Source organism: Actinomadura barringtoniae, from assembly GCF_017573505.1.
Taxonomy (GTDB): Bacteria; Actinomycetota; Actinomycetes; order Streptosporangiales; family Streptosporangiaceae; genus Spirillospora; species Spirillospora barringtoniae.
On record NZ_JAGEOJ010000011.1, the window covers coordinates 157426 to 183801 of the forward strand.

The following is a 26376-nucleotide window of genomic DNA, read 5'->3' on the forward strand; positions in this document are numbered from 1 at the left end:
ATGCGACTCATTCAGACCAACGGCGTGACCCTGGCCACCGACACCTTCGGTGACCCCGCCGACCCCGCCATCCTGCTGATCATGGGCGGGGGAGCGTCGATGGACTGGTGGGAGGAGGAGTTCTGCGAACGCCTCGCCGCCGCCGGACGGTTCGTCATCCGCTACGACCACCGTGACACCGGCGGTTCGACCACCTACGAGCCGGGCGCCCCCGGCTACGTCTCGAACGATCTCGTGGCCGACGCCGTGGGAGTGCTCGACGCCTACGACCTGCCCGCCGCGCACATCGTCGGCATGTCGATGGGCGGCGAGATCGCCCGGAACCTGACGCTCGACCACCCGGGCCGGGTCGCCTCGCTCACCTTGCTGTCGACGAGCCCCGGACAGGGCGCCGACGACCTGCCGCCGATGGCCCCGCACATCCAGGCGGCGTTCTCGGAAGGGATGCCCGAGCCGGACTGGTCCGACCGCGCCTCGGTGATCGACTACTTCGTCGCGGACGCCCGCCTGTACGCGGCCCCCTCACGTACCTTCGAGGAGGAGGCCATGCGGGACCTCATCAGCCGCGTGTACGACCGCAGCAGCAACATGGCCTCGGCCATGAACCACTTCATGCTCGGGGGAGAGGGCCACCCGCGCGAGGACCTGGCGAAGGTGAGCGCTCCGACGCTCGTGCTGCACGGCACCGAGGATCCCCTGTTCCCGTACGAGCACGGACGCGCCATGGCGAAGGCGATCCCCGGCGCCCGGCTGGTCGCGATGGAACGGACCGGACACGAGATCCCGAGAGCGGCCTGGGACGTCGCCGTCCCCGAGATCCTGCGGCACACGGGGGGCCGGTCATGACCCGGCTGCGTTCGGCGCTCTGGCTGCCGATCTTCGACGAGCTCGCCGACCCGTCCGTGGTCGCCCGGCTGGCCGCCGAGGTGGAGGAGGCCGGCTGGCACGGCCTGTTCGTCTGGGACCACCTGCGCTGGCGGGAGCCGGTCCGGCAGGTCGCAGACCCGTGGATCACGCTCGCCGCGGTCGCCACCGCCACCGAACGCCTCCGGTTCGGCCCCATGGTCACGCCGCTCGCCCGCCGCAGGCCGGCCAAGGTCGCCAAGGAGACCGCGACCCTGGACCTGCTCAGCGGCGGCCGCCTCACCCTGGGCGTCGGTCTCGGCAGCGACCGCTTCGCCGGCGAATTCAGCGCGACAGGCGAGGAGCTCGGCGACCGGCAGCGGGGGCAGATGCTCGACGAGTCACTGGAGATCCTCACCGCCGCATGGTCCGGCACGCCGGTGCACCACCACGGCGACCACTACACCGTCGACGGCGTCACGTTCCTGCCCCGACCTGCGCAACGGCCCGGTATCCCGGTCTGGGCCGCGGGATTCCCCGGGAACGCCAAACCGCTCCGCCGGGCCGCCCGCCATGACGGCTTCTTCCCCGTCAACCTCGAACGCCCCGACCAGCTCGCCGACATCGTCGCCACCATCACCGAGCTCCGCCGGGAGAAGACCAGCCCGTTCGACATCGCCTTCGCCCTCCCGCCCACCACCGACCTGGCGCCCTACGCCAAGGCGGGCGGCACCTGGTGGCTGGCGGAGTTCGATCCGGAGGCGGTGTCGCTGGACGAGGTCCGAGGCGTACTCCGCGACGGCCCGGCAGATCTCTGAGGCCGACAGGGATGGGCGGACACCTCGGGTTGTCTCCAGAAACGGCGAAAGCCTCGTCTCAGTTGACTGAGACGAGGCTTTGACCTCGGGAAAGAGTGGTGGGCGATACTGGGATTGAACCAGTGACCTCTACCGTGTCAAGGTAATCCGCGATCACCTCCGACCTGCACTGTGAGGCATCTGTGCAGCTCACGCGCCTCCCTTGATGTCAGTTCAGCGCCGTTGAGCGCCCTTCAGTGCAGAAATGATCTCCCGTATCTCTCCAGATCTTGGAGACCGTGGCCCTCGTAAGACAGCTAGATCCGTCACGGTCCGTGATATTCACTGCGTGCGTCCTTGGCCCCGCTGGCCATCGAATCCGGCCGCCGGCCAATGCCGCCTCCGGTTCTAGTCCCGGCAGGAGCGGAGGCCTCTGGCACGCATCTGCTAGTAGCTGGGCTCTTCTTGACGTCCGCTCATGCCGATGAGCGTGTGTCTGTTGTCGGAACTACCGAGTTCTGGTATTCCGGCCGTGCTCATCATCGATGGATCACAGCATGACCGATTATGGCCGGTTGTCCGTGTCGCGAATTCTCGACAATATGCACATTATGGTGTCCTGGGGAGTAGTCTGTATGGTTACGAGATTTCGGGGGTATGGGGGCATATCGTGACCACCGTTGACGAGGAACGCGAGCCGCTGTTCGAACAGCGCCCAGCTCGGGGCGAGATCCTCGGTGAATTCTGCACGCTCACGGTCGACGGCCTCCCAAAGGGAAGAGATCTTTTCTGGCGGGTGACCATCACACGTGGTCAGCCGGGACACCTCGAACGTTCCGTCTGCCAGCGTGCCACGCCGGATGAACCATGGCAGGAATTCGCGGTTGCCTCGACCGATGACCCTCGCTCCTGGCGACCCGAGCCGATCATTTGGCCCATGTGGGCTCCTGGTCTACTCGATATAAAGATCTCAGAAACGACGCCATTGACCAATATTCACGACTACTGGAGCACGACCGGAGAGCGGCTGCGCGACTCGGCCAAATGGATGGCCACCGTGCTCGGTCTCGCTCTCGGCGCACTGGTCGGCACCTCGCCACTGGCCGAGATGCACAAGAATCCGCCCAGAACACTGGCGATTATCACAGGAGTAGCCGGTCTGGCTCTGCTTGGGGTCACCCTGTTTCTGCTGCTGCAGGTTATGCGACCGCAATCGGTCTCCTTCGATGAGGTACAGCGCAGCGGCAGTTTTCGCGCCAACCTCTTCAGGCCACTGCACAAATGGAAGGTCACCGTCGAGTCCCAACAAGATCTCTACTTGCCGTGCGGTGTGAAATGCCTGACCAGCCTAAGGCAAGCCATGATCATCGAAGAGCTCTCCCTGTTTGCCCTCGCCAACGCCGTCTCCACTTGCACACCCGAAGACAACGAAATTCTAGAGAAGGCACAGAAGGGACGTGCAGCCAGACTCAAGGAATTGCGAGACGCCGCTTGCCAAGTGGCGGTGATTGGAGAGTTCTACCGGCTCCGCTTCCGTAGCTCCTGGGCAACCTACGCCGGTCTTCCCTGTGGACTAATCGGCACAGCGCTGGTGATGGGCGCTTTCATCTGGCGCTAACGCACCTGCAGGGCGCGCCTGCGGGCCTTGGCCGGCAGCTCGGTCGCCGACCGGTCGTCGGGTGGCGGCTCCGGCACCTGGCGTTCCGGGTGTCACATGCTGTCGATGAGTCTGTCGACGCATTCGTCGACCGAGCGGCAACACGGTGCGCTGAGCCCGCTCGTTCAGCTTCAAGTGCATCCAGTCGACGGTGAAGTCACGCCGCTTCTCCTGCGCCTTGCGGATGAACTCGCCACGCAACCGTGCCCGCGTGGTCTGCGGCGTCACTGGCTTGGCCTCGAAGATCTCCAGATCGCGCTCCGCTCCACCGAGCCGCACATGCCGCAGACCGTGCTGTGAGACGGTGTCATGGGCTGACCTCGATACCGTATCGGCATGCCGAGCGATGAGAGCATGATCGGGGACGATCCGCTCGCCGACGGGATGGTGACCTGTGCCGCAGACGCGTTGTTCGTCGTCCTTGAACAGGTTGGCCTGCTCGGTGACGCAGCCGACGACCGACTCGCTGGTCACGCCGCCGACGGGCCGGCGATCGGTGGATGGCGGGCGCAGATCCTCGTCGGCGAACCGGCTCCCTTGTCGCCCGAACCCAGGAATGACTGCCTTCGGGGTGACGTCTTCGCGTTTCCGCCCCGCGAACACGACGTCTGATCACGGCGCGGACGATCGTTGGAGCCAGCTTCTCCGAAGCGCTCTTATGCCGCTGATCGATCGCGGCTGCTTGGTCAGTAATCCGGGACGGTGATCACGACGTTGCCGATCTTCTGTCCTGTCTCCACATACCGATAGGCGTCGACGATCTGGTCCAGCGAGTAGTGCCGGTCGATGACCGGCGTGAATGCCCCGACCTCGATCAGCGTTCGCAGATAGCGCACGATCTCCTGGCTGTCCCGAGGGAACGGGAACTTCACCTTCCTGCCGCGCAGCAGCGGGGTGACCAGGGCCAGGATCAGGTTCTGCGCCCAGGGCCCCAACTCGGAGGACACGTACACCCCGCCGGGCTTCAGCAGCCGTTTGCAGCGGCCGAACGTGCTCTTGCCCACCGCGTCGAACACCGCGTGGTAGGTCTGCTCGTCCTTGGTGAAGTCCCCCGCTGTGTAGTCGATGACCCGGTCGGCGCCCAACTCCCGCACCAGTTGCAGATGCTGCGTGGCACATACCGCCGTCACGGCGACGCCGAGAATCTTGAGCAGCTGTACGGCCGCCGAGCCGATCCCACCGGTCGCACCGTAGACCAGGACCTCCTGACCCGCACGCGTCCCGGCGTGTTTGATGAACGCGAGCGCGTAGTGCGCGCCCTCGGTCCCGGGAGCGACCTGCTCGAAGGTCACACCCGCGGGCACGGTCGCGATCGAACCGTTCTCCGGAACCGAAAGATACTCAGCATGCGCCCCGAACGCGCCCTCGTTGTATCCGAACACCCGGTCACCGACTGCGAAGGACGTGATGCCGCCGCCGACCGCCTCGACCACGCCGGCGAACTCGGTCCCCATGATCGTCCGTCGTGGCCGGGTGAGGCCGGTGAGGAGTCGCATGAACAAGGGCCTGGCCGCCCGGTAGGCACAGTCCGTCCGGTTCACCGTTGTCGCATGCACCCGAACGAGCACGCAGTGATCCTGGGCCACCGGCCTGTCCACCTCGCGGATCCGAACAACCTCCGGCGGGCCGTACCTGGTGTGGACCGCAGCTTTCATGGCGAAACCCTAACGGCCTTTCACCCACAAGGACTCGGCCTCCCCACGCATCAGACAGGGGCAGCGTGCGCCCCGGCCACGGACCAGAGAACACCCTCATCTGCCGCAGGTCGCGTGAATCTGAGAGGCGTCGGCCAGCCGTGCCGAGACCTGCAGCCAGAACGTGGCGGACAGCGAGTGGCCGGACGCGGCCCGCCAACTGCATGGCGTTGAACGCGCCGAGCAGGGACACCCACCCGAGGGCGGCCGGGTGGTATCTGATCCCGCACCTGCTCACTGCCTGCGGCCTGTCACTGCCGCGCGAAGCCTGAACGTGCGAGTGGTCGGTCACGGTAGGGACTCGCCGGGTAGGGCGCTGTGTATCGCCGGTTCAATCGGGTCGATCCTGGAGGGATGAGGCTATGGCGTCGTTGGCTGCGGTGGCGGCCGCTGGTGTGGTGGCTGGTGTGCACACTGACCGCCGGTGCGGTGGCGAGCGTCACCGTGCCCGGCAATTGGGCGGACTGGATACAGCGGCTGGTGAAGGTAACGGTCGCGATCGCGGCCGGTGCCGCGGGCTCGTTCGTGAGCGAGGTTCTGGCCGAGTGGCGCCTCGCCCGCCAGGCGCAGCCTCCGCAACCCGGCGGCGAGGGCGAGTTGGAGCGGCGGAGAGGGGAGCGTTCGGAGGAGGTTTCCGCGCCGCCGCTGGGGTGGTCGATCGGGGACCTGGATGAGCAGGCGGCGCTGGCGCTGGAGGTCCACCAGGCGTTCCGCATCTCGCAGCAGGCGGGCGAGGCGGCGCGTGCGTTGCCGGTGCTGCCCAGATATCTGCCGCGGGACGGTTTTGATGATCGGCTGCGTGAGGCGGTGGCGGCCGCCCGGAACCGTAGCCGGTTGGTGATGGTGGTGGGGGACTCCTCGACCGGCAAGACGCGGGCGTGCTGGGAGGCGGTACGGGCCGAGCTGCCGGACTGGCGGATCTGGCACCCCCTCACCCCCGAGCGGCCGGACGCCGTGGTCGAGGCGATCCACAGCGGACAGGTCGCGCCGCGCACGGTGATCTGGCTGAACGAGGCCCAGTTCTACCTGCAGCCCCAGGCCGGGGAGCAGGTGGCCGCCGAGCTGCAGGCCCTGATCGCCGATCCTGAGCGCGGCCCGGTGCTGGTGCTGGGGTCGATGTGGCCGCAGTTCTGGCACACCCTGCGCACAGCCTCTACCGGCACCTCCGCGCCTGACTCGCACCAGGCGGCCCGGACCCTGCTCGGCCACGCGACCGACATCACCGCACCTGACCGCTTCACCGACGAGCAGGTCACCGAACTGGCCACCACGATCGGCAGCGATGCGCGGCTGGCGGTCGCGGCCGAGCGGGCACGCGGCGGCCGGCTCACCCAGGAACTGGCCGGGGCGCCGGAGTTGCTGCGCCGCTACGAGCACGCCGACCCAGCTACCAAAGCAGTCGTCCGGGTGGCCATGGACGCCCGCCGTCTGGGCCACGGCCTCTACCTGCCAGAACCGCTGCTCCAGGCAGCCGCCCCCGGCTACCTCGACACCGACACCTGGGACCAGACCATGCCCGACTGGTTCCTCCAAGCCATCGGCAGCTTGACGGCCCGGCCGAACCTGCTGCCCGGACCCCTGATCGAGCACCACCCGCTCCCGGACGAACCACCCTCATCTCACCGCCTGTACCGGCTTGCCGACTACCTCGAACAGCACGGCCGCGCTGAGCGCGCCCTGCTCTGCCCGCCCGCCTCCTTCTGGATCTCTGCCACGCATCACGCCCGCACACCCGCAGACCAGGTAGCGCTCGCCCGAGCCGCGCAGGACCGCGGCCGACACGGCCACGCCTACAGCTTGCTTCAGTCCGCCGGCGACGCTGGCGACACGATCGCGCTGGGATGGCTTGCGAACCGGAAGATCGAGGTAGGGGATTGGGCTGAGGCTGAGCGGCTCGCCCGCGTAGCGATCATCCCTGAGGTACTGGCCTGGCTGGCGGAACGGCGGGACCGGGCGGGCGATCACGCTGAAGCTGCGCGGCTCGCTTACGAGGCTGCAGACGGTGGTGACCCCACCGCTCTGGCCCGGCTGGCCGAGCGGCGCGCAGAAGCAGGGGACCTGGCCGAGGCTGAACGGCTCGCCCGCGCGGCCGACGCTGCAGGCGACCCCGATGCGCTGGACTGGCTGCAGGGACAGCGGGAGCGGACAACCTGGCGCGTTCAGAATGAGGAGACGCGGCCGGACTTGGGAGCCCGTTTTGCGCGGGGAACCGAGAGGCCACGGGACAGCAGGTCCCTCAAGGGGCTACGTCTCTGGCTATTCCCCAACGGCAGTGATTTGTTTTTGGTTCGGCGCCGAACCGATGGAGGAGAGAGCTCGTGGCGGCTAGCAGCTGATACCGCGGGGCCGGACGGACTACGCACGGTGAGAATGAAAAGCCGCCGAGACCTGTCCTCAGAAATGCCGCCCATGTTCGGCGTCGAGGAAACCATTGCGTGGCGTATGGCACTAGCGCCGCGGTGGAGGATGACCGACGACCTGGATGAGGCTGAACGGTTGGCTCGCGACGCCGCCAGTGTGGGAAACACCGACGCGTTGTGCTGGCTCGCGGAACGGCACGAGAAGGCCGGCGATCGAGACGAGGCGGAACGCTTGGCCCGCATGGCGGCCGACGGCGGGAAGACCGCAGCTTTGCGCTGGCTGGTGGTGCGACGAGAAGACCTGGGCATTGGACCGACAGAACCGCTTGCCAGGGCGATGGCCAAGGACGGGAACACCGACGCGCTGCGCTGGCTGGCGATATGGCGGTTCAAGGCAGGCGATCGAAGCGGAGCTGAGCAGCTGATCCGTGTGGCGGCGGGCGCCGGTGACCACCTCGAACCACTCGATCTCCCTCATCTGGCCAAATGGTTTGATCTCCTAGGAAGACACACCAGAATGATCTTCATCTAGTTGTTCATGGCTGACGATTATTTGGCACCGGCAAGGCAGCTCGGCCCGGCATTGGCGTTATCGGGTGATTCGCGTTCGCGGCTTTTGTGGATCAGTCGGATGCGAGGTGTCTTCACCCAACGGTTGGGTCCAGATTCGGGAGCAGTAAGCGCCTCAGAACGCACTCTCATGCCGCAGGTCGAGTGAGCGAACATCGGTAGCCGAAGATCCACGTAATCGGGTGTCGAGCAGGCGAAGGCCGGACTCCAGCGTGCTACCGGGGTCGGTGCGCAGAACGAGCTTTACCCTTGCCTATTCGAGGACGGCTTTGATGCGCTCGAGCGTGGCCTGCATGCCTTTCTGATTGGTTCGGCCGCGGGTCCAGCCGAGCAGGAACCAATACAGCCGCAGCAACGGGGTCTTGGCCAGCGCAAAAGATTCGGTCACGTCGGTGCCGTCGGCTGCGGGCACCAGGTCGTACCGCCAGGTGTTCACCACCGTGTCTCCGGAACCGACCGCGAAGGCGAACGTCCGACCCGGTTCGCAGGCCGTCACCGTGCATGTCGTCCAGTAGACCGGACCCTTGCCGTTGCGTTTGACGTGCCCGCGGAAACGTACGCCTGCCGCCGGACCGGTGGCGCCGTCGAGCCACTCGGCCTCGAAGGTCTCCGGGCTGAACTCGCCGATACGTGTCACATCGCTGACCAGTGCCCAAACCGCCTCGGGCGACGCCGCCATATGAACCGTCACAGATCCCTTCATTCGGCCACCCTAGCGCTTGAGAACGCACTCGCCTTTGCTATCGATTCCTCGCCGAGAGCAAGGGCGAGCCGCCAGGATTTCAACCTGCGAAGCTGTCTGCTCGTGCCGCAGGTCACGCGGCTCTGTGGCGTGTTCGAGCATCGGGCGCGGTGGTCACCACCCCGGCATCCGTCGATTGCGGCGCGGTACCTGAGCCACACCGTCTTTGTTCTGGTAGGACTTACTGTCGGTGGCCCCCCGACGGCTGATCTTGGTCGATCCACCAGAGACCTGCCACTGAGAAAACCTCAGGTACAGCGACGGCCACCTCAGGTTTCACTTAATACCGGACACCTCATGAACCCATGGCGGACTTCTGAACATGAATACGACAGCCGCCGGCTTGCTCTTCGGTTGTGCTGTGCTCGTTGTCATCGCGGTCCTGCTATGGAGGTCGCAGAGCCATGGCGGAGGCGCGGAGGCTTCCATCTCTCTTGGTGAGATATTCACTGCCGCGGTCAAGCTGGAGCCCCAGGACGCTTCGTCGGCGGACGCAGCTGTTCGGCGCGCCGCCCGCGAGAGGGGAGAGCCCGAACCTCGCACCCAAACTGTGATGACTGCTTCCACGACGAAGCTGGCCAGGATTCTCTGGGTAGATGATTATCCCGACGGAAACCTCTACGAGACGGTCGCTCTCGAACAGCTGGGAAAGTTCGTCACTAAGGCCACGTCGACCGCGGCGGCGTTGAGATACCTCGACGAACTGGACTTCGCACTCATCATCACGGACGTGGGCCGAGACGGCGATCACCAGGCAGGCAAGGATCTCATTCGACGGGTACGTTCGGGTGGCCACACCCTTCCGATCGTCGTGTACACGGTGGGCGCCGCGCGGAGGCGAGCGGCTCTGCTCGAGGCCGGCGCAGATGCTGTAGTGCACATGCCAGACGAGTTGGTCCACGATGTCACCTCGCGCTTGGCGGCCAGGTGACGCCAGGCCTCATCACGGGCGGAGTGCTGAACGGCTGACAACCTGACCATCCGCAGTGCGCATGGCGCGAAGCCGGGCGCACCGCGGATCGTCATCCGACCAATGCGAACGCACTCTTCTGCCGCGATGGGGTCGGTGGATTGCCGGGTGGCTACCTCGCCATCAGATCCGTGATCGAACCCGGGGCATCCCACAAACTTCACCGAACCCGGGGCAGCTCACCTCCGTCCCCGGTCCTGGAAATCCACGAGCCAGCTGATTGTCCGGCCTGCGGCGCGGCCCCCCGGTTCCCGGGCCTGGCCTTACGTCGACGAGCTCAAGGCACCAGCGGCGGCCGAGTGACCTCATCGGGTGAGGAGGTCGTCGACCTGCTGGACATCGACTCGGGCCCTACGCCCCGGGCCCCGAGCCACAAAAGCGGTCTGTTACCGGGGACCCATGCCAATTCTTACGGCGCTCGGCACGTACCGCTGCACTACCTCCGGGTCGGGGCAGTGGGCAGCTTTCCGCGTGCGGACGCCTGCGATGCGCGGCCGGTTGACGGTCTTAACGCTGCCTTGATGGCAAAAGCTTCTTTGCCGCAGACCCCATTGGCTCCATATGCCCGACTGGGCTACGTTCTGGAGGCGCACCACGGACTCGAATCTATGTTCGAGTTTGTGGGTGGGGAGGTTCCCCGGCGTGCCAGCGCCCCCGCCCGAGTCCCCGCTCGACAGAGGCCGCAGGCCCGCAAACCTCGATCGAGCGGAAGGACGTACTTGTCCCCCCACAGTTCTCTGAGCAAACAGAGAGGGCACAGAGCCCTCGCGCTTTTGGCCATCGTCCTCGCCCTGGCCGGTGCGATGACCGCGCCGCGCGCCGCCACACCGGCCGCCAGGGCCGACGTAGCGCAAGACGCTGCCCCCTCCAACCAGCAGTACGTACCGGTCCCCATCAGCGCGATCGCTGACACCCGCAACGGCACCGGCGGTGTCGGCACTGCCAAGCTCGCCCCCGGCAAGTCGGTGACCTTCAACGTTGCCGGGCAAGGCCAGGTCCCAGCGACCGGGGTGTCGGCGGTCTCGCTGAACATCTCCGCGATCGGCGCGGAGAAGTTCGGATGGTTCACCGTCAGCCCCTCCGACGCACTCACCACCACCGCGACCCTGGCGTTCCGCGAAGGGGAGAGCGCCACCGGGCAAGACATCACTCGCCTGACCTCGGCCGGCAAGGTCACCGTCACCAACAACAGTGACGGCGCCGTGCATCTGTTCGTGGCCACCCGCGGCTACTTCCTGGACGCCTCGGCCACCAGCGCCGGCACCGAGTACTACCCGGTCAACAGTGCCGTCATCTACGACACCCGCAACGGCACCGGCACCCCGTCTCAGACGACCCCGATCCCCGCAAACTCCCAGGTGACCTTCACCGTCGCCGGCAAGGGCGGCATTCCCGCGACCGGGGCGCGGGTCGCCGCGCTGCACGTCGCGGCGGTGTCGCAGCCGCAAAAGGGCTGGATTTCGCTGTACCCGTCCGACTCCAAGGATTCGGGTATCGGCGTCCTGGACTACAGCCCCGGCGGGCAGGACTCCAACCTGACCCTTGCGCCCCTGTCGGGTACCGGGCAGCTGACGTTGGTCAACCACGGGTCCGGGACCGTGCATGTGTCGGTGTCGGTGCGCGGCTACTTCAACAACGCCGCCGAACAGGGCGGTGCGACCTACAAGCCGGTCGAGCCCACCAACGTGCTCAACACCATCGAAGGGCAGCAGCCCGACAAGACCACCACACCCCTCGGTGCGGGAGCTTCACTCACCTTTGATGTGGTGCAGCCGGCGAACGTGCCGGCCAGCGCGGTCGATGCGGCTGCCATCAACATCGGCGCCCGTCAGCCGACCGAGGCCGGATACCTGTCGGTCTACCCGGCCGGAACCCAAGACCCCAACATCTCCTCAGTCAACTACGACGACCTCAGCGGCACCGTCGGCACATCCTCCGGCTCGGACATCTCGATCCCCAGCCGAGACGGCAAACTGACCGTCACCAACCACGGCGCCGCACCCGTGCACGTTCAGATCTCGGTCCGCGGCTACTTCCTCAACGACCTCCTGCCCGACCCGGTCCTCAAGCTCATCGCCAAAACCATCGGGACAGGACAGCCGCACGGCGGAGGCCAGTTGACACAGGAGGAAATGGACGAGCTCAACAAGGCGCGACAAGACGACACGCTAGCTTCCCGGCCACTCGTCCTGGTACGCCCGAAAGCCGCGAGGGCCGCCGCTTTCCCGCCATGCACCGGGATATTCGACGAGCCATCGGCAACAGTCAACATCGAGTCAGGCCCGACCAGCCTCCCGTGGTCGGCACCGATCAAAGCATCGACCGGCATTCAGGGAACCGTCTACTACGCCAACCAGACGTTTGCCGACGGCTACCAAGCCAATTCGTATCAACCACACGTCGAGCCATGGGACTACTTCTTCCATGGAAGCCTGTCCAACCCCTTCCCGGTCGTCGGCGCCAATCTGTCGCACACCATGCAGGATGGCTCGGAAGTATCGTTCCTTTGGTACTGGTTCAACATCCCGTACCCTGCCGCTGGCGGGTACGCGTTCGTGAATTGCACGTACAAGCCAGGCCCTTAATTGATGCTCGTGACGGCCTGTGCTCATAGGCCAGGCCTAAGATGAGGGTGATGGACACTCACCTTGAGGACGCGTTCCGGCCCGTCGCAAACGACCTTGCGGCGGCCGGATACGCGGCCGAACTCGGTCACGATTCCTACGGAATGCAAGACGGGATGCTGCGCGGCGACCTGCTCATTAACGGGGCGCGACTCGGCAGCCTGGCCGTAGACCCCTCCTGGAACTCGGTGACCGCGACAAGACAATGCGCCGAACAAGTTCAAGATCTCTTCTTGGAGTACATGCGTCCCGGGACGGGTGCTCCAGTGTGGCCTGCTTGTCTTCCCGGGCACCCGCACCCCATGACTCTCGCCAGAGAGATCGAATCGGCCACATGGACATGCCCGAGCACCCCAGAGCACCGAGTGCCCATAGGGACGCACCGCGGCCCCGATCCGGCCCGGCAATAGCACAGCATCGCCTGCTCGACGGTCCCGTTCGTGGAGGTGCACATCGGCACTGGCCGCGGCCGACCTCCGCCACGTGATCGACGGTTACCGGCGATTTCAGCGGCACCGCGAGCACCACCGACTCCACGCCCCCGACGACTACTCCCTCACCGCCTTCAGGAGCTCACCAGGCGTCGGCGCCATGCCAGTGCTGAAGAAGTCCGCCGAGCCTGCCCACCTCAGCCTGCAGCTTCATGACCGCGTCGATCGCGGCGGCGAACTGGGTTCTGGCCAGCTGCTCGTCAAGTTCACTCACGGCGCGGCGCAGCGTGGCCTTCTCCTCGTCCCTAAGTTCGGCGGCGCGAGCATAGTCCTGAGCTTCGATGGCATCGTCCTTGGCCTGCCACACAACCGCCAGCCGCCCCTCACCACCACCAGTTCCTCCGGCAGCACCAGCGAACCGCCAGTCGGTGCCTCTGCACCGATGCCCTCGGCGCAGCCGCAATACATACGCTTGCCAACTGCCGCCGAGTAGAGCGGACACGCTCCGTGGTCGCGCCATGGACGGCGAGCATCTCGGCGGCCACCCCACCTCCCGCCAACAGGCCAAACAACAGGTGATCAGTTCCGATCCTGCCCGGCCTTGAGCTCGTGCTCTCCTGCAAGGCAAGACCCAACGCCCTTCGCGCCCCCTCGGCCAGCCGCACCCACCTCGAGGCCGCCCGCCGGCGCGACGAGGCGTTCTGGGGCGGTGACGTGCCGCCGCCGCACGGCGGAGCACTGGCCGACCCGGCCGACCCGCTCACCGGCACGCTGGCTTCGCAGGGCCGCGTCGTCCGAGACGGGCAGCGTGGTCGCTTCGACGACGTCCTCTGCTCACCCGCACCGCCACGGATCTCACCGGCCTGGGCACCGCCTTCTTCGCTGCGATCGGCGGATGCATCGTGTCGATCATCGAAACCGAGACATCGAGGGCGCCTACCGTGACTTCTTCGAGCGCACCCAACTCGCCGCACTCGTCTACCGTCCGGACTTTCGCATCTTTGGCTCGGCCGCCAAGGACGCGGAGATCCTCGCATCGTCAGCCGCATGCGCGAGCGTCTCGCCGCGGTCGGCGACGTCGACGCCGAGCAGCCGGCGCAGATCGCGGAACGATGACCACGACCGGCCTGCTCGCACTGGACGAGGCGCTCGCGTACCTCACTACCCGCAGGCACATGCACAACAGCTGATACCGACGCAGACTCTCAGCGATCGCGCAGCCCACGTGACAGGCATGGTTCCGATCACCGAGGGCAACCGCCACGTGACCGGGTCGTCGTCAGACCCGCCACTATGTGCCTCGGAGTAGCCTGCGCTCGGCGCCGCCACAGCCTGACTGCGCGGCACGGCCTCTCCCCACCCAGACCCCACATCGGCGAGCTGGCGCGCGAAACACACTCACATGCCGCCGGGAGGCGAGCGAACACTCAACCGCGACTGCTCTCACCGCGTTCCCTATTGAGATCACCGACTATCCACCGGAGTGCCGTGACCGCGTTGGAATACCGCAGGTACCTCGGGTTCTGGTTGGACTTGGGCTCACACTGCCCGCGCATCTGCCGGAGTTCGTCGATCATCCTCTGCAGGCGTTCCTCGTCAGTCATGACCGCAGCGCCCTCGGCCGAGCCCTGCCTGGCAGCGTCCGTTCATACCGCATGTGGTCGGTCTGGTCCGGCGCTTCATGCGGGCGCAGCGTCGCAGGGATGACTTCGTTCGATGAACCTCTGGAAGCGAAGCCCAGCGCCAGGAGTGCACATCGGGAGGTCCTGCGGTTGGCGACCATCGCCTACTTGGCTCGGTACAAGGGTGACTCACGCATGCACACCGAGTCGGACCTGCGTATCTACCTGGCCTGGTGCGCCGAACGGCGCCTGGATCCGCTGATTGTGCAGCGCGCGCATGTGGAGATGTATGTGCGATGGCTCCAGGAGATCCGCCGGTTCCGGCCCTCCACCGTGTTCCGGCGGCTGTCGGTAGTGGCCGGCTTCTACCGGACGTGCGTGATCGACGGGATCCTCGAACATTCACCGGCCGACCATGTCCGCCGCCCCAATGTCCCACCTGGCCCTAAGCATGAGAGTTTCCCGCCCCCGAAATCAGGCGATGGCGTGCAGGTCGCGTTCGCGCATGACCAGGTAGTTCTCGCCCTGTATCTCGACCTCGTACTGGTCGTCGGGGTGGAAGAGGACGCGGTCGCCGACCTTGACGGTGCGCGCGTGGTGCCCGGCCCCGCAGACCTCGCCCCAAGGTCAGCGCAGCCTTGCGGCGCGCTCGGTTGCGGCTCGAGCTTGGCGGTCTGGTGCGGCCATAGGCACGGGATGGCTAGTTGTCGAGTGGGGCGGTCGAGCGACCATACTCACTCCAGCTCGGGATTGTGAGGTCTCAGGGTCTGGGTTGCTCGGTCGGCGATCCAATCGGTGACTTGACCATCGGTGTTGGTGAGGCGGACGGACATGCGCTCGTTGTCTGGAGACTTGGAGAAGACAACGAGGGCCCGGTTGCCGCCTACCCGTCCTGCACCCACGGCGTAGGCCTGCCCTTGCAGGTCGCCTGCCGATAGGGCACTGGCCGTGCTTCGACTCGAGCCGCGATTAGGGCCTTGAGCGCGATCAGGCGGAGGAGCTGCCGAGGAGGTGGTTCCGTACGAACAAACGCCTTGATCGCGTCTCCGCCTGTAGCCGGGCGGAGTACCAGGTCATCGATTTCCATGGAAAGTTCCAGGGTCTGCCCAGGAGCACTCGCAACGGCCTCGCGCAAGTCTGCCTTGTCCAAAGCTGTTGCGACCACTTCGATGATGCTGCTGACATCCGTCCCGTCTGCGTCGAAGACAACAGCCCTGGCTGCGAGAGGGATCTCCTCGGGTTGCCCGTCGCGCTCTACGACACCAGAGACTTCGATCAAGCGCTCGCGGACGAGGTCGCGAAACTCCAAGCTAGGTCCTCCGAGCCGTCCCAACGGGCCGTCGGGAGAGATGGGCCTGTTGGGGGTTACAAGCTCGATGTTGTAGTACCGGGCCTTGGCCACAGCGCCTGAGGTGAAACCGCTGGAGGAGACCAGCACCATTCGGTCCAGCTCCAGGTCGAGCTGCTTGGCGCGTACTTGCTCGACCCAGGCGACGTCGGGAGTCTTTTGGTGGTCGCGGCACTCGACCCCGATCCGAACTTCGCCGTTGCCGACGCGGCTGGTGATCAGTACGTCTACTTCACGGGGCCCGGCACCTGTCCTATCGGGCAGTACGGCGGATTCAGTCACCGCGACATCCGAATCCAGGTGCGACCTGACGAAGTAGATGACGGCCTGAAAGTCGTTGGAACGTCTGGGCACCCGTTCACGCTACGAGAGACCACCGACAAGACGGCTTGCCCACAGGACCTCTGGCAGTCACCGGCCGGGGCCAGAACTCGTTCGGTGACGGGCGATCTGTCGCTGTTGGACCAAACCGAGTGTCCTGGTCATGGCGGCGCGTCGTGGTCTTCCGTGTCTCCTGGCCAGGGACTCGGGTGCGGTGGTACTCCTTCGATTCCAAGGTCGTTGCGTGCGGCGGCATAGAAGCCGTCTCTGGCGTGACTTGTGCGTTGGAGTGCTCTGCGCCAATCCTCTGGGTCGTCGTGCAGTCCACGAATGTAGGGGCGGAGGCCCCAGACGGCCTCATGCCAGGCCCGGGCGGCGGCGATGGTTGTGACATCCGCAAGGAGCAGCATGGACTCCCACTCGGCCGTTCGTCTGGACTCTGCTTCGGCGAACTGCTGCAGCCCCTCATGTGGATCCATGGGTTCGACGGCCGTGGCGAGGCCCCTCGCCGCAGCGATTCGTGTCGCGATGCGGAATTGAGCTTTCAGGGAGTTGGCGTAGCGGGTGTAGGCCTGGAGCTTTGATTGGTCCCAGCGTTCAGCTCGAGCCCGCCGCCATCGGCTTCTTTCGGTGAGACTCGACACGGTGTACGAGCCGATGGCTCCGATGACCACGCCGACCAAGGCAGGTAGTTGATCCGCGTAGGTCATCTGTTCCTCCTCACCTCCCCTATCGGACGGAGAGGCATCGAGTCCAGGTTCCATCGACAACGCTTATTGGCGGCGGCCTCATCCTGTCGGCCGAGGGCTGGGTGACAACGCGTATGCCTGCCTGGAGCCAGCTGCAAGGCGAGGACTGAATCCGTCGAGGGAAGCCCCGATGGAAGCGTCTGGCGGATCAAGTCAGTGAAGACCTTGCCAACAGCATCCAGCGATGGAATCGCTCTACTCCGCAGAGCCACAAATCAAGCACCTGGCCATGAAACCTTCCGGTATCGATGCCACGACCTCAATAGAGCCCGACCCGCGGCCAACGGCCCGGTAGTCCCGCGGTCGTGTTGGCGGTATGTCAGCAGGCGGATCCGCCAAGGTGTGCGTGTGAGTCGTCTCCAGGTCGGGCAGCCTGGCGAACGGTCTCCTTGACAACAGGGTGTGAGGTCGACCGGGTTCGCTGCGTAGATGGATACGCCTCGCGTACATACGCCGGCTGAGGCTGCGCGGCTGTTGAGGGTTCGGGAGTCGTGGCTGCGGAAGAAGGCCGCAGCCCGCGCGATCCCGTGCACCTTTCTTGGCAAGCATCTGCGGTTCAGCGATGACGACCTCGCCCTGCTCATACGAGAGGGCCGGCGGCCCCCACGCCGGGCTGCCGCGCGCTAGAGCTCACAGATCTTGCCTCTACGGATGCTGGCCAAAGAACAGGGGGAGCGATGGCTTACGCCGAGAGGTTGGGCAAGAAATGGCGAGCTCGCTATAAGAAGCCCGACGGAACCTATGGCTCAGAACCGGGCTTTGAGACCCGGACCGCGGCTGAGCGCTGGGGTGAGGAGCAGGAGGCGATGATCCGGCGCCGGACGTGGATCGATCCTGATGAGGGGGAGACCAGGTTCGGTGACTTTGTTGATGAGTGGATGTCGGTCGGCCGCAGGGCGATCAACACCGAGGCCAAGTACCGGTCACAGCTGCGGAGCCGGATCCTCCCGCAGTGGGAGGACTGGCCGCTCATCTTGATCGTCAATAACCATCTGGAGGTGCAGGGCTGGGTGAACGAGCTGCATGACGAGCTTGCTGATTCGACGGTCGCCTCGGTCTTCGCCTTGTTCTCCACGATCATGAACGGAGCTGTCATGGCGAGAAGGATCCCGGCCAATCCCTGTCATGGAATCCGAGTCACCTCCGGTGAGGACGAGGTCGAGCGGCAGGTGGCGACGCCGACCCAGGTCCTCAGGGCGGCTCTGCGCATGGCCGAGCTGGCCGGCTACGGCGCCTTTGTCTTGACGCTGCTGGACGCCTATACCGGTGCGCGATGGTCGGAGCTCATCTCCCAGCGCCCCGGCATGTACGACCGCGTGAACCAGCAGTTCCCCGTGAGGCGGCCGCCGCGGGAGGCTGCCGGGCAGATCGAGGAGGCTCCGCGGCCCAAGAGCCCGGCGGGTAAGCGGTGGATCCAACTGCCTGCGTTCTTGCCGGTCTTGTATGAGTTCCTGCTGGAGCAGAGCTCGTACCACCGCGTGTTCACCGGGGCTCGCGGGGGAGTGCTGCGCCGCAGCAACTTCACGCGCAGGTTCTGGCGCCCTGTCTGGGATGGTGACCCCGACAATCTTGACCCTGATGCGCGCGTTCCCGCGATCTTGCCTGGGTTCACCTTCCATGAAGGCCGTCACACCCACAGGACCTGGTTGGCTGAAGATCTCATCCCCGAAGTCGCCCGGGCAGCGCGGCTGGGCCACAAGATGAGGGGCATGGGCGATGTCTACGAGCACGTCACGCCAGGCATGCAGCGGCGAGTGCTCGAGGTTCTGCAAGCTCGTTGGGTTGCCACTCTAGCGGCGCTGACGCCCGATGAGCGCCACCAGCTCATCAAGATCGTCCCACCTGGGCTGGTGTAGGAGGTCACTGAGAGTGGCCCGGTCGCGGGGGAGTGAGCGGTGCGCGGTAGCGCTCTGCGGTGGATGATCTCCAGTTTTTCTCCAGGAACGGCGAAAGCCTCGTCTCAGTTGACTGAGACGAGGCTTTGACCTCGGGAAAGAGTGGTGGGCGATACTGGGATTGAACCAGTGACCTCTACCGTGTCAAGGTAGCGCTCTCCCACTGAGCTAATCGCCCGGAGCTCGTGCCGGGGTCGGCACGTGCGTCGAGGTGGAGACGGGATTTGAACCCGTGTACACGGCTTTGCAGGCCGTTGCCTCGCCTCTCGGCCACTCCACCAGAGCGAGACCATGCCGTGAACAGGGCCTCTCAGAGCGGAAGACGGGATTCGAACCCGCGACCCTCACCTTGGCAAGGTGATGCTCTACCACTGAGCCACTTCCGCTTGCTGGACGGGGTTTCACCCCGGCCGCGCAGAGTTAACTTTAGCGGAATCCGGGAGTGGTTGCGTACTCGGCGCGCTCGCGGGCGGCGGTCGAGAGGGTGGATTCGGCGTGCAGCGAGTCCCAGAAGGACAGCTCCTCGTCCTCGGCCAGCGGCGCGATGCGGCCCCAGAACTCGCGATCCTCGGCCTCGTGGGCGGCGGCCAGGGAGAGCGCGGGCATGATCGTGGTCGCGGTCTCGGCCTCTTCGAGGACGGCCGGGGTGATCTCGGCGGGGAGCTCCACCGGGGTGACGCGGTGGTGCTTGCCGCGCTTGCGGACGCGGACCGGGGGAGACGTGGGGGTCATCGCGGCGGCGGCCTTGCCGGCGGCGAGGGCCACGGTGCCGCACAGGACCAGGGCCAGGAGGCCGCCGAGGATCATCTCCTGGTTGGGCAGCGGGGTGTGGTGGACCGGCTTGTCGTGCTGCACGTTGGTGGCGCCGGTGTCGGGGGTGAGGTGCTCGACCGTGGGGGCGGGAGCGGCGTGCCTGGGGGCGTACTTGGCGGTCGTCTCGGTGGCGACCTTGACCTTGCCGGGGTAGCCGAAGCCGACGACCTGGTCCATGTCGCGGGTGGCGCGGGCGAGCTTGTAGCCGCCGTTGTTGCCCTCGATCGTGGTGAGCGTGCTGCCGTCGACCTTCTCGACGATGCCGACGTGGTCGATCTGGTCGACGTCGTGGGATCCGGACCAGTCGAAGAAGACGATGGCGCCGGGCTCGGGCTTGGTGCCCCAGGCGTCCTGCTTCTTGAACCACTTGGCGTGGTCGATCGTGGAGGCGAACTGCCCGGCCGAGTCCTGGACGCCGGCCTTGTCGGCGGCCCAGGCCAGGAACATGTCGCACCAGGGGGCGGTCTTGAAGTACGAGTCGTGGTCGCCGTCGATGTTCTTGGCGTACCAGTCGCCGAACTTGGTGTAGCCGTCGCCCTTCTCGGTATAACCGAGCTGGTCTTTAGCGATGTCGAGCAGTTTCTTGCCGACCGGATCCATTGCGCTCCTTGCCACCCCGACGGGTCGGCGAGGGGACCGACCCGGTTCGGAGCGGTCCCAAGGTCACGCTCCGATCTCGCTGGAATGTAGCCGAGGTAAAGAGGTGGGGGCAAGCGGTTCAGGAGGAAACGGTCGATCTGGACTATGGGGGCGGTAGTCGGGCCTAGCTATGTCAGGAATAGCCCCTGGGGAGCACGGTGACCGGACATGGCGCCGCGCGGAGCATTTTGAGGCTGACCTCGCCGATGAACACCCGGTGCGCCGAGGCGTCCTCGCTGCTGGCACAGACGAGCAGCTCGCCCTCGGGCCAGTCCACGCTGGTGAACGCGTCGGCGACGTCGTCGCCCTCGGCGAGTTCGGCGGTCACGCGGTCCTCGAAGAGGCCTGACGAGTCCTGCGCGAGCCTGATCGCCAGCGCGAGATCGTCGTTCAGCCTGCCGCGCGGCTCGTCGCCGAGCGCGAGGGTGAGCAGCCGCAGCGGAACGTCCAGCCGTACGGCGGCCTGGGCGGCGCGCTCGACCGCCTCGTCGCACTGGGGGCGGCGCACGTAGGCGACGGTGATGCGGCTCAGCGCCTCGGGCGGCTCGTAGCCCTCGGGCGCGAGCATCACGGCCTCGGTGGCCGAGTGGAGCAGGTGGTCGGAGGCGCTGCTGATGCTGATCCGGCCGTGCGCGCCGCCCGGGGTCGAGCCGATCACGATGAGGTCGGCGCCGATCCGGCTGGCCATCACCGACAGGCCGCGCGCGACGCTGCGGCTCTCCTGCACGTCGAACTCGACGGGCATGTCGCCGAGCAGCTCGTGCGCCTGCTCCAGCAGCGTGCGCGCCTCGCCGGCCGCCGCGGGCCGGTCCGGCGGGTGTACGGCGGCGACCGTGAGCTTCCCGCCGGTGAGCGCGACGACGGCGCGGGCGAGATGGAGCGCCTCCCGGCCGCCCGCGTCGCCCTTGAATCCGGCGAGCACGTGTTCCCCGATCATGTCCCTGATCCTTCCCCGTTCCGGCCGGGGCTCACGTCATCGGGGATCCGGCCGGTCTGTAATGCGTCCAGCGGCCTTGGCTCAGGACCTGGAGGTTAGCGCCCGGGACGTGCAGGCCAGCGCCCAGGACGTACAGGCCAGCGCCCGGGACGTGGAGGTTGGCGCTCAGGACGTCGAGGCCAGGCGGCGTACGGCTAGTTCGGCGAGGAGCGCTGCGCCGTCCCCGAGCACCGAGTCGCTGAACGCGGCGTCGGGGGAGTGGTTGAAGGCCGCCTTGCCCGGGTCGCGGTCGGACGGGCAGGCGCCCAGCATCACGAACGAGGAGGGGATCTCGTTGCACACGAACGAGAAGTCCTCGGACGCCGGGAACGGCTGCGGCGCGTCGAAGTAGCGGTCCTCGCCGAACGCCTCCCGTACGGTGGCGCCGACGAATGCGGCCTCGGCGTGGTCGTTCACGGTGACGGGGTAGTCCTGCACGTAGCTGACGTCGACGTCCAGCGCGTGCGCCGCCGCGATCCCCCGGACGACCTCGACGACCCGCTCCTTGAGGCGCTCGTGCGCGCCCGGCGAGAACGAGCGGACGGTGCCGGAGAAGGCCGCCTCGTCCGGGATGACGTTGTCCATCGTTCCCGAGTGGAAGTTGCCGATGGTCAGCACCACCGGGTCGAACGGGTCGAAGGCACGCGTCACCATCGTCTGCAGCGCGGTGACCATCTCGCACGCGGCGGGCAGCGGGTCCTTGGCCAGGTGGGGCGTGGCCCCGTGGCCGCCCACGCCCTTGACCGTCACCCGCAGCCGGTCGGCCGCCGCCATGACCGGCCCGCCCTTGGTGACGAAGATCCCGGCGGGCAGCCCCGCCGACAGGACGTGCAGCGCGTACGCGGCGACCGGCCGTTCGCCGGAGGCCTCCAGCACGCCCTCGTCGATCATGATCTTGGCCCCGCCGAGCCCCTCCTCGCCGGGCTGGAACATGAACACCACGTTCCCGGCGAGGTCGTCGCGGATCCCCGACAGCAGGCGGGCCGCGCCCGCGAGCATCGTGGTGTGCAGGTCGTGCCCGCAGGCGTGCATCTGCCCGGGCGTACGCGAGATCAGGTCGGCGTCCCCGCGTTCGGTCACCGGCAGCGCGTCCATGTCGCCGCGCAGCAGCACGGTCGGACCGGGTCGCGCGCCGCGCAGCACCGCCGTCACGGAGCTGAGGCGCGAGCCCTGCGCCACCTCCAGCGGCAGGCCGTCCAGCGCGGCCAGCACCTTCTCCTGGGTACGGGGGAGGTCCAGGCCCAGCTCCGGTTCGCGGTGCAGGGCACGGCGCAGCAGTACGAGGTCGTTCTGAAGTTCGGCGGCGTCACCGCGCAGGGACCGGGTCACAGGCCCTCCTTGATCGCTTGCTCACACTACGGGAACCCTAACCAGCCACGACGCGTCCCAGGAAGAGAGGGGTGATCACCGCGGCCGAGAACGACAGCGTTGAGGGCGACTTGCGTGAACGGCTGGATCGCATCGCGCGCAAGGCGGCGGACCTGGAGCTCAACCCGCCGCTTCCGATCGAGGACGTCGAGGCGTTCGAGCAACGCAACGGCATCCGCCTCCCAGAGGGCTACCGCGCGTTCATCACAACGCTGGGGAACGGCGGCCCAGGCCCCTATGAGGGCCTCGAACCCCTCGACCCGCACCTCACCACCCATAAACTCGCCGCGAACTTCCCTTGCGGACCCGAAGACCTGAACGTCTTCTACCGGAGCTCCCAGTGGGGCCATTGGTCCGGCTACCTCGGCACGCTCCTGCTCAACCGGCAGGGCGACATGGAGTGGGACTATCACGAGACGGCCAGGCCCCGGACGCTGCTGGTGGTCAGCGGCCCGGGCCGGGGCCGCATGGTGATGGTCGAGGCAGATGACGAGTACTTCAGCCCCATCTACCATCCGGCGCCGGACTTCCTCGCCTGGTACGAGGAGTGGCTGGACGGCGCGAAGGCGCGCTCGGACGAGCGGAAGGCCCGGCCGACGCTGCGGCCCGAGACCGACTTCGACCGGCCGGGCTGGACGGCCTCGGTCGTTCGCGACCACCCCGATCCCGAGGAGGCGGTCTGGGCCGCCCGGATGATCGCGGCGCGCTGGGGCCGCTGGGACTGGCCGAACCTGTCCGAACCCGGATGCCGGATGCTGGCCGAGGCCGCCACGAACTCCGCCTCGCCCCTCGTGCGCGCCACCGCCGTCTGGGCGTTGAAGAGCGGAGGCCCCGACGGCACGCGGCTCGCCGTCCCCGCGCTCCGCGACCCGGATCCGAAGGTGAGGCAGACGGCGCTCACCACCCTGACCTGGATGCGCAAGCCCGACGAGGAGGCCACCGAGGCGATCCGTTCTCTCGCGGACGACCCCGAACCCACCATCAGGATCGCCGTCGCGAGCAGGCTCGGCACCGAGCAGGTGATCGCGGACCACCTCGACCATCCCGATGCGCGTGTCCGTGTCGCGGCCGTTCGTGCGCTGCCCACCCTGCAGTTCGCCCGTCCGGGCCCCCGCCACCTGCCGCTCTTCCGCCGCGTGCAGGCGATGATCGCCGACCCCGATCCCGCCGTACGGGCCGTCGCCGTGCACGCCTTCGCCTGGGACAAGGACGCCCGCTGGGAGGGCATGGTGATGGCGGCCGCCGTCACGGATCCCGATCGCCTCGTACGTCGTGAGGCCGCCTCCGACCTCCTGCGTTCGCAACGCCGGACGGGCCTCATCCCGATCCTGAGCGTCCTGCTGGAGGACGAGGACCCGGCGATCCGCTGGCAGACCCTCTACCGGCTCGCCCGCGGCTCCTGGGCCTCCATCAAGATCCCGAGCCGCTTCTGGGCGACGGCCGCGCACGCGCGCCTCACCGACCCCGAACCCGGCATCCGTACGGTCGCCATCGACACCCTCGTCCAGGCCGGGGCCGCGCCGCCGCCCGAGGAGTGGCCTCCGCTCATCGAGGACCCCGACGCGGAGCTGCGCTCGCGCGCCTGCCGCTGCGCGGCCAAGGTCGCCCACGTGCCCGGCGACCCGCTCCACCGGGCGCTGCACGGCCGGCTGGCCGATCCGGAGCGCGACGTCCGTTCGGGCGCCGCGTCCGGCCTGGAAAAGGCGTGCACGTCAGAATGCCGGGACGCGATCGAGGCGGCCCACGAGGCCGAGCCCGACCGCGTCGTCGCCTACGTCCTGTCCAAGATCCTGGACCGGATCACTCCCCGATGATGCCGTCCATCAGCTCGCGCACCACGTCCAGGTGACCGGTGTGCCGCGCGTACTCCTGCAGTACGTGGAACAGGATCCACGCCAGCGACGGCGCCTCGTCCGCAGTCGGGAACCGCCCGCCGACCGCGGCCATGTCGCCCAGCCGCGCCCCCGCCACGATCTCCCGTGACCGCTCGGCCGTCGCGAGGAACTCGGCCCTCACCTCGGCGTAGGTCAGGTTCTCCGGCACGTGCCACCGCTCGTCCGGCCCCTGGTCACCCCACGGCTCGCTGACCTGCTCGGCCGCGAACCCCCACCGCAGCCATCGGATCTCCACGTACCTCAGGTGCACGAGCAGCTCCAGCGGCGTCCACCCGGAAGGCAGAACGCTCGTGCGCACCTGCTCCTCTGTCAGCCCGTCCAGCTTGCGCAGCACCGCGTCCCGGTAGAAGTCGAGATAGCCGTCGAGCAGCTCGCCCGGATCGGTGAGCGACCCGGGCGGTTCGGGCGGGGACTCCACTTCCTTGACCATGTCCGCGAAGCTAGCACCGCGTGTGCCTAATGATCGGGATGGAGCGCCCCATCGATGTAGGAGGCCGCCAGCAGCGTGAAGATGTAGGCCTGCAGGACCTGCACGAACATCTCGAAGGCCGTCATCACCACCGTCATCACGAATCCCACGATTCCCACCCCGAACATGCTCGGGCTGAGGTTCTCGACCAGGAACCGGTAGGCCGTGTACGAGAAGAACGCGATGAGCAGATGCCCGGCGAACATGTTCGCGAAGAGCCGGATCGAGTGGGTGAACGGGCGCAGGAGCACATGGTGGACGAGCTCCAGCGGCGCGTAGAAGCCGTACACCCAGCGGGGGAGACCGGGCGGGAACATGATGTTCCTGAAATAGCCGGTCAGGCCCTGTCGCCGGATGCTCACCGTGATGTAGATGCCGTACACCGAAAGCGCCAGCAGCAGCGGGATCGCGAAATGCGACGTGCCGGGTAGCTGAAGCACTGGCACGACGCCCATGAGGTTCATGACGAGGATGAAGAAGAACAGCGGCACGAGGAACGGCAGCTAGGCGTCGCCGTCCCGGCCGATCGTCGGGCGCGCGATCTGGTCGCGTACGAACAGGTAGGCGAGCTCGCCTACGTTCTGCATGCCGCGAGGCACCTGCTGCGGTCTGCGGAACGCGCTCCAGAAGAAGACACAGACGATCGCCGCCGACAGCAGCACGATGAGGACCGGCTTGGTCAGCCAGTGGGGCCCGCCCGGGATGAGCGGACCCCACTGGAAGATGCCGGTGCCGGGCGGCTCGAAGCCGCCCGCGCCCTGCGTCGCGGTCACGAGACCGTCTCGGGTTTGGCGCCTTCGAACGCGGTGTGCTCCAGCCAGTGGTCGAGCAGCGCGCGATCGCCCTGGACGCGGACCGGCGACTCATCGGCCGGTACGCGGCGGGCCAGCAGGAGCAGGAGATCGGCGGCCCGGCCGGTGACCACGACGTCGGTGGCGCCGCGTCCGCGCGTCCAGCGGATCGCCTCCGGCATCCGGGTGACGAGCCAGCCCTCCAGCCCGTCCTCCTCCGGCCTGAAGCCGAGCGTCTCGCCGGAGCCCCGCAACCGGGCGAGGCGGGCGCTGAGGCCGAGGGCGGCGGCCTTGGTCATCATGTCCAGCGCCTCGCTGATGCCGTCGGCCGCGAGGTCGGGCGCGTACTCGTAGCCGGCGTCCAGGGCGATCGCGGCATCGGCGTGATGGACGGCGGTCTCGTGCAGCATCCGGCGGAGCCAGAACGAGGCGGGCTGCGGCCCGAGGAACGACCAGACCTCCTGCGGCCGGCCCTGCACGGCGGCCACCAGCCGGTCGGCGCCGCCGCGGAGCCAGTCCGGCCACTGGTGCGGCTCGAGCTCCAGCGATCCCGGCTGGGCCGGCAGGCCGGGTTCGGCCGCGCCGCGTTCGACGAGGGCGGCCGCCCAGTGAACGGCCTGCCCGACGTGCTCGACGAGGACGCCCAGCGCCCAGTCCGGGCACGTGGGGATCCATGTCTCGGGGTCGGCGCCGTCGATCGTGCGGGCGAGCCCGTCGGTCTGCTCGAGTAGCCCCTCGGCGAGGCGCTCCACGGTGAGTGCACCCATATGTCCCTCCCTGGGTCGGCTCTCGTAACGTAGGA

23 protein-coding genes, 3 tRNA genes and 1 pseudogene are annotated in these 26376 nt (G+C 67.2%); 10 read left to right on the forward strand and 17 right to left on the reverse strand.

All coding sequences use genetic code 11. The annotated features are described in order from the left end of the window. The 3 genes from J4573_RS26785 to J4573_RS26795 all read left to right on the forward strand — a co-directional run bounded on the left by J4573_RS26785 (window position 1) and on the right by J4573_RS26795 (window position 3258). A complete protein-coding gene (locus tag J4573_RS26785) occupies window positions 1-846 on the forward strand; it encodes an alpha/beta fold hydrolase (protein WP_208258624.1) in 846 nt (281 codons plus the stop codon). Next, on the forward strand, window positions 843-1661 hold the full coding sequence (locus tag J4573_RS26790; RefSeq protein WP_208258625.1) for an LLM class flavin-dependent oxidoreductase: 819 nt from the start codon (window positions 843-845) through the stop codon (window positions 1659-1661). Before J4573_RS26785 ends, J4573_RS26790 begins: the two co-directional genes overlap by 4 nt. A gap of 649 nt (window positions 1662-2310) precedes the next feature. Then, a complete protein-coding gene (locus J4573_RS26795) occupies window positions 2311-3258 on the forward strand; it encodes a hypothetical protein (protein WP_208258626.1) in 948 nt (315 codons plus the stop codon). On the opposite strand, the gene J4573_RS56690 is transcribed toward J4573_RS26795, so the two are convergent. Next, on the reverse strand, window positions 3214-3576 hold the full coding sequence (locus tag J4573_RS56690; protein ID WP_372442896.1) for a proteasome accessory factor PafA2 family protein: 363 nt from the start codon (window positions 3574-3576) through the stop codon (window positions 3214-3216). The two genes, J4573_RS26795 and J4573_RS56690, sit on opposite strands and share 45 nt — an antisense overlap. Window positions 3577-3633: 57 nt before the next feature. On the opposite strand from J4573_RS56690, the gene J4573_RS26805 reads away from it, so the two are divergent. After that, a complete protein-coding gene (locus tag J4573_RS26805) occupies window positions 3634-3909 on the forward strand; it encodes a hypothetical protein (protein ID WP_208258881.1) in 276 nt (91 codons plus the stop codon). 74 nt (window positions 3910-3983) lie between these two features. Here J4573_RS26805 and J4573_RS26810 read toward each other — a convergent pair whose 3' ends face one another. Continuing rightward, window positions 3984-4952, reverse strand: coding sequence for an NAD(P)-dependent alcohol dehydrogenase (locus J4573_RS26810; RefSeq protein WP_208258627.1), 969 nt, complete (start codon window positions 4950-4952; stop codon window positions 3984-3986). Between the two features lie 393 nt (window positions 4953-5345). Here J4573_RS26810 and J4573_RS26815 point away from each other — a divergent pair, with 393 nt between their 5' ends. Next, a complete protein-coding gene (locus tag J4573_RS26815) occupies window positions 5346-7883 on the forward strand; it encodes an ankyrin repeat domain-containing protein (RefSeq protein ID WP_208258628.1) in 2538 nt (845 codons plus the stop codon). Window positions 7884-8174: 291 nt separating this feature from the next. On the opposite strand, the gene J4573_RS26820 is transcribed toward J4573_RS26815, so the two are convergent. Next, window positions 8175-8624, reverse strand: coding sequence for an SRPBCC family protein (locus J4573_RS26820; protein WP_208258629.1), 450 nt, complete (start codon window positions 8622-8624; stop codon window positions 8175-8177). Between the two features lie 400 nt (window positions 8625-9024). Here J4573_RS26820 and J4573_RS26825 point away from each other — a divergent pair, with 400 nt between their 5' ends. Together J4573_RS26825 and J4573_RS26830 are read left to right on the forward strand one after the other, a co-directional pair. Continuing rightward, window positions 9025-9594 carry a response regulator gene (locus J4573_RS26825; RefSeq protein ID WP_208258630.1) on the forward strand — a complete coding sequence of 190 codons (570 nt, stop codon included), beginning with the start codon at window positions 9025-9027 and terminating at the stop codon, window positions 9592-9594. 812 nt (window positions 9595-10406) lie between these two features. Beyond that, complete coding sequence (locus J4573_RS26830; RefSeq protein ID WP_208258631.1) at window positions 10407-12218, forward strand: hypothetical protein; 1812 nt, start codon at window positions 10407-10409, stop codon at window positions 12216-12218. 612 nt (window positions 12219-12830) lie between these two features. On the opposite strand, the gene J4573_RS26835 is transcribed toward J4573_RS26830, so the two are convergent. From J4573_RS26835 to J4573_RS26855, 4 genes and pseudogenes are all read right to left on the reverse strand, one after another. Further along, window positions 12831-13055: a hypothetical protein gene (locus J4573_RS26835; RefSeq protein ID WP_208258632.1), complete on the reverse strand. Its 225-nt coding sequence runs from the start codon at window positions 13053-13055 to the stop codon at window positions 12831-12833. 1729 nt (window positions 13056-14784) lie between these two features. Beyond that, window positions 14785-14934: pseudogene (locus tag J4573_RS26845) on the reverse strand (co-chaperone GroES); the annotation flags it as partial. 259 nt (window positions 14935-15193) lie between these two features. Continuing rightward, complete coding sequence (locus J4573_RS26850; protein ID WP_208258634.1) at window positions 15194-16012, reverse strand: restriction endonuclease; 819 nt, start codon at window positions 16010-16012, stop codon at window positions 15194-15196. Window positions 16013-16140: 128 nt separating this feature from the next. Next, window positions 16141-16689 carry a hypothetical protein gene (locus tag J4573_RS26855; protein WP_208258635.1) on the reverse strand — a complete coding sequence of 183 codons (549 nt, stop codon included), beginning with the start codon at window positions 16687-16689 and terminating at the stop codon, window positions 16141-16143. 468 nt (window positions 16690-17157) lie between these two features. On the opposite strand from J4573_RS26855, the gene J4573_RS56700 reads away from it, so the two are divergent. Beyond that, a complete protein-coding gene (locus J4573_RS56700) occupies window positions 17158-17355 on the forward strand; it encodes a helix-turn-helix domain-containing protein (RefSeq protein ID WP_208258636.1) in 198 nt (65 codons plus the stop codon). 50 nt (window positions 17356-17405) lie between these two features. Next, on the forward strand, window positions 17406-18584 hold the full coding sequence (locus J4573_RS54230) for a tyrosine-type recombinase/integrase (RefSeq protein WP_243773620.1): 1179 nt from the start codon (window positions 17406-17408) through the stop codon (window positions 18582-18584). A 142-nt stretch (window positions 18585-18726) separates the two neighbouring features. Here the strand turns inward: J4573_RS54230 and J4573_RS26870 are convergent. From J4573_RS26870 to J4573_RS26895, 6 genes are all read right to left on the reverse strand, one after another. Next, window positions 18727-18801 (reverse strand) — tRNA-Val (locus tag J4573_RS26870). Window positions 18802-18832: 31 nt separating this feature from the next. Further along, window positions 18833-18903 (reverse strand) — tRNA-Cys (locus J4573_RS26875). A 34-nt stretch (window positions 18904-18937) separates the two neighbouring features. Next, a tRNA-Gly gene (locus tag J4573_RS26880) sits at window positions 18938-19009 on the reverse strand. Window positions 19010-19049: 40 nt separating this feature from the next. Then, window positions 19050-20036, reverse strand: coding sequence for a CHAP domain-containing protein (locus J4573_RS26885; RefSeq protein WP_208258637.1), 987 nt, complete (start codon window positions 20034-20036; stop codon window positions 19050-19052). 172 nt (window positions 20037-20208) lie between these two features. Further along, window positions 20209-21012 (reverse strand): universal stress protein, encoded by an 804-nt coding sequence (locus J4573_RS26890; protein ID WP_208258638.1) that lies wholly within the window; start codon window positions 21010-21012, stop codon window positions 20209-20211. Between the two features lie 165 nt (window positions 21013-21177). Further along, complete coding sequence (locus J4573_RS26895) at window positions 21178-22380, reverse strand: M20 metallopeptidase family protein (protein ID WP_208258639.1); 1203 nt, start codon at window positions 22378-22380, stop codon at window positions 21178-21180. Window positions 22381-22451: 71 nt separating this feature from the next. Between J4573_RS26895 and J4573_RS56205 the strand changes: the two genes are divergently transcribed. Then, on the forward strand, window positions 22452-24233 hold the full coding sequence (locus tag J4573_RS56205) for a HEAT repeat domain-containing protein (protein ID WP_208258640.1): 1782 nt from the start codon (window positions 22452-22454) through the stop codon (window positions 24231-24233). Here J4573_RS56205 and J4573_RS26905 read toward each other — a convergent pair. The 4 genes from J4573_RS26905 to J4573_RS26915 are packed head-to-tail and all read right to left on the reverse strand — an operon-like array spanning window position 24220 to window position 26341. Beyond that, on the reverse strand, window positions 24220-24744 hold the full coding sequence (locus tag J4573_RS26905; protein WP_208258641.1) for a DinB family protein: 525 nt from the start codon (window positions 24742-24744) through the stop codon (window positions 24220-24222). The two genes, J4573_RS56205 and J4573_RS26905, sit on opposite strands and share 14 nt — an antisense overlap. A 26-nt stretch (window positions 24745-24770) precedes the next feature. Beyond that, window positions 24771-25274 (reverse strand): F0F1 ATP synthase subunit A, encoded by a 504-nt coding sequence (gene atpB, locus J4573_RS54240; protein ID WP_307796912.1) that lies wholly within the window; start codon window positions 25272-25274, stop codon window positions 24771-24773. A gap of 12 nt (window positions 25275-25286) precedes the next feature. Next, entirely contained in the window at window positions 25287-25556 is a 270-nt protein-coding gene (locus J4573_RS54245; RefSeq protein WP_243773621.1) for a FoF1 ATP synthase subunit a, read from the reverse strand. Further along, window positions 25553-26341, reverse strand: coding sequence for a maleylpyruvate isomerase family mycothiol-dependent enzyme (locus J4573_RS26915; RefSeq protein ID WP_208258642.1), 789 nt, complete (start codon window positions 26339-26341; stop codon window positions 25553-25555). Before J4573_RS26915 ends, J4573_RS54245 begins: the two co-directional genes overlap by 4 nt. Window positions 26342-26376 lie beyond the last annotated feature (35 nt).

Coding starts and splice junctions, on each gene's coding strand:
- J4573_RS26905 (WP_208258641.1), bottom strand. CDS start 24,744: ATGGTCAAGGAAGTGGAGTCCCCGCCCGAACCGCCCGGGTCGCTCACC.
- J4573_RS26790 (WP_208258625.1), top strand. CDS start 843: ATGACCCGGCTGCGTTCGGCGCTCTGGCTGCCGATCTTCGACGAGCTC.
- J4573_RS26915 (WP_208258642.1), bottom strand. CDS start 26,341: ATGGGTGCACTCACCGTGGAGCGCCTCGCCGAGGGGCTACTCGAGCAG.
- J4573_RS26815 (WP_208258628.1), top strand. CDS start 5,346: ATGAGGCTATGGCGTCGTTGGCTGCGGTGGCGGCCGCTGGTGTGGTGG.
- J4573_RS54230 (WP_243773620.1), top strand. CDS start 17,406: ATGGCTTACGCCGAGAGGTTGGGCAAGAAATGGCGAGCTCGCTATAAG.
- J4573_RS26820 (WP_208258629.1), bottom strand. CDS start 8,624: ATGAAGGGATCTGTGACGGTTCATATGGCGGCGTCGCCCGAGGCGGTT.
- J4573_RS26890 (WP_208258638.1), bottom strand. CDS start 21,012: ATGATCGGGGAACACGTGCTCGCCGGATTCAAGGGCGACGCGGGCGGC.
- J4573_RS26785 (WP_208258624.1), top strand. CDS start 1: ATGCGACTCATTCAGACCAACGGCGTGACCCTGGCCACCGACACCTTC.
- J4573_RS26810 (WP_208258627.1), bottom strand. CDS start 4,952: ATGAAAGCTGCGGTCCACACCAGGTACGGCCCGCCGGAGGTTGTTCGG.
- J4573_RS26855 (WP_208258635.1), bottom strand. CDS start 16,689: ATGACCTACGCGGATCAACTACCTGCCTTGGTCGGCGTGGTCATCGGA.
- J4573_RS56700 (WP_208258636.1), top strand. CDS start 17,158: ATGGATACGCCTCGCGTACATACGCCGGCTGAGGCTGCGCGGCTGTTG.
- J4573_RS26885 (WP_208258637.1), bottom strand. CDS start 20,036: ATGGATCCGGTCGGCAAGAAACTGCTCGACATCGCTAAAGACCAGCTC.
- J4573_RS26805 (WP_208258881.1), top strand. CDS start 3,634: ATGCCGAGCGATGAGAGCATGATCGGGGACGATCCGCTCGCCGACGGG.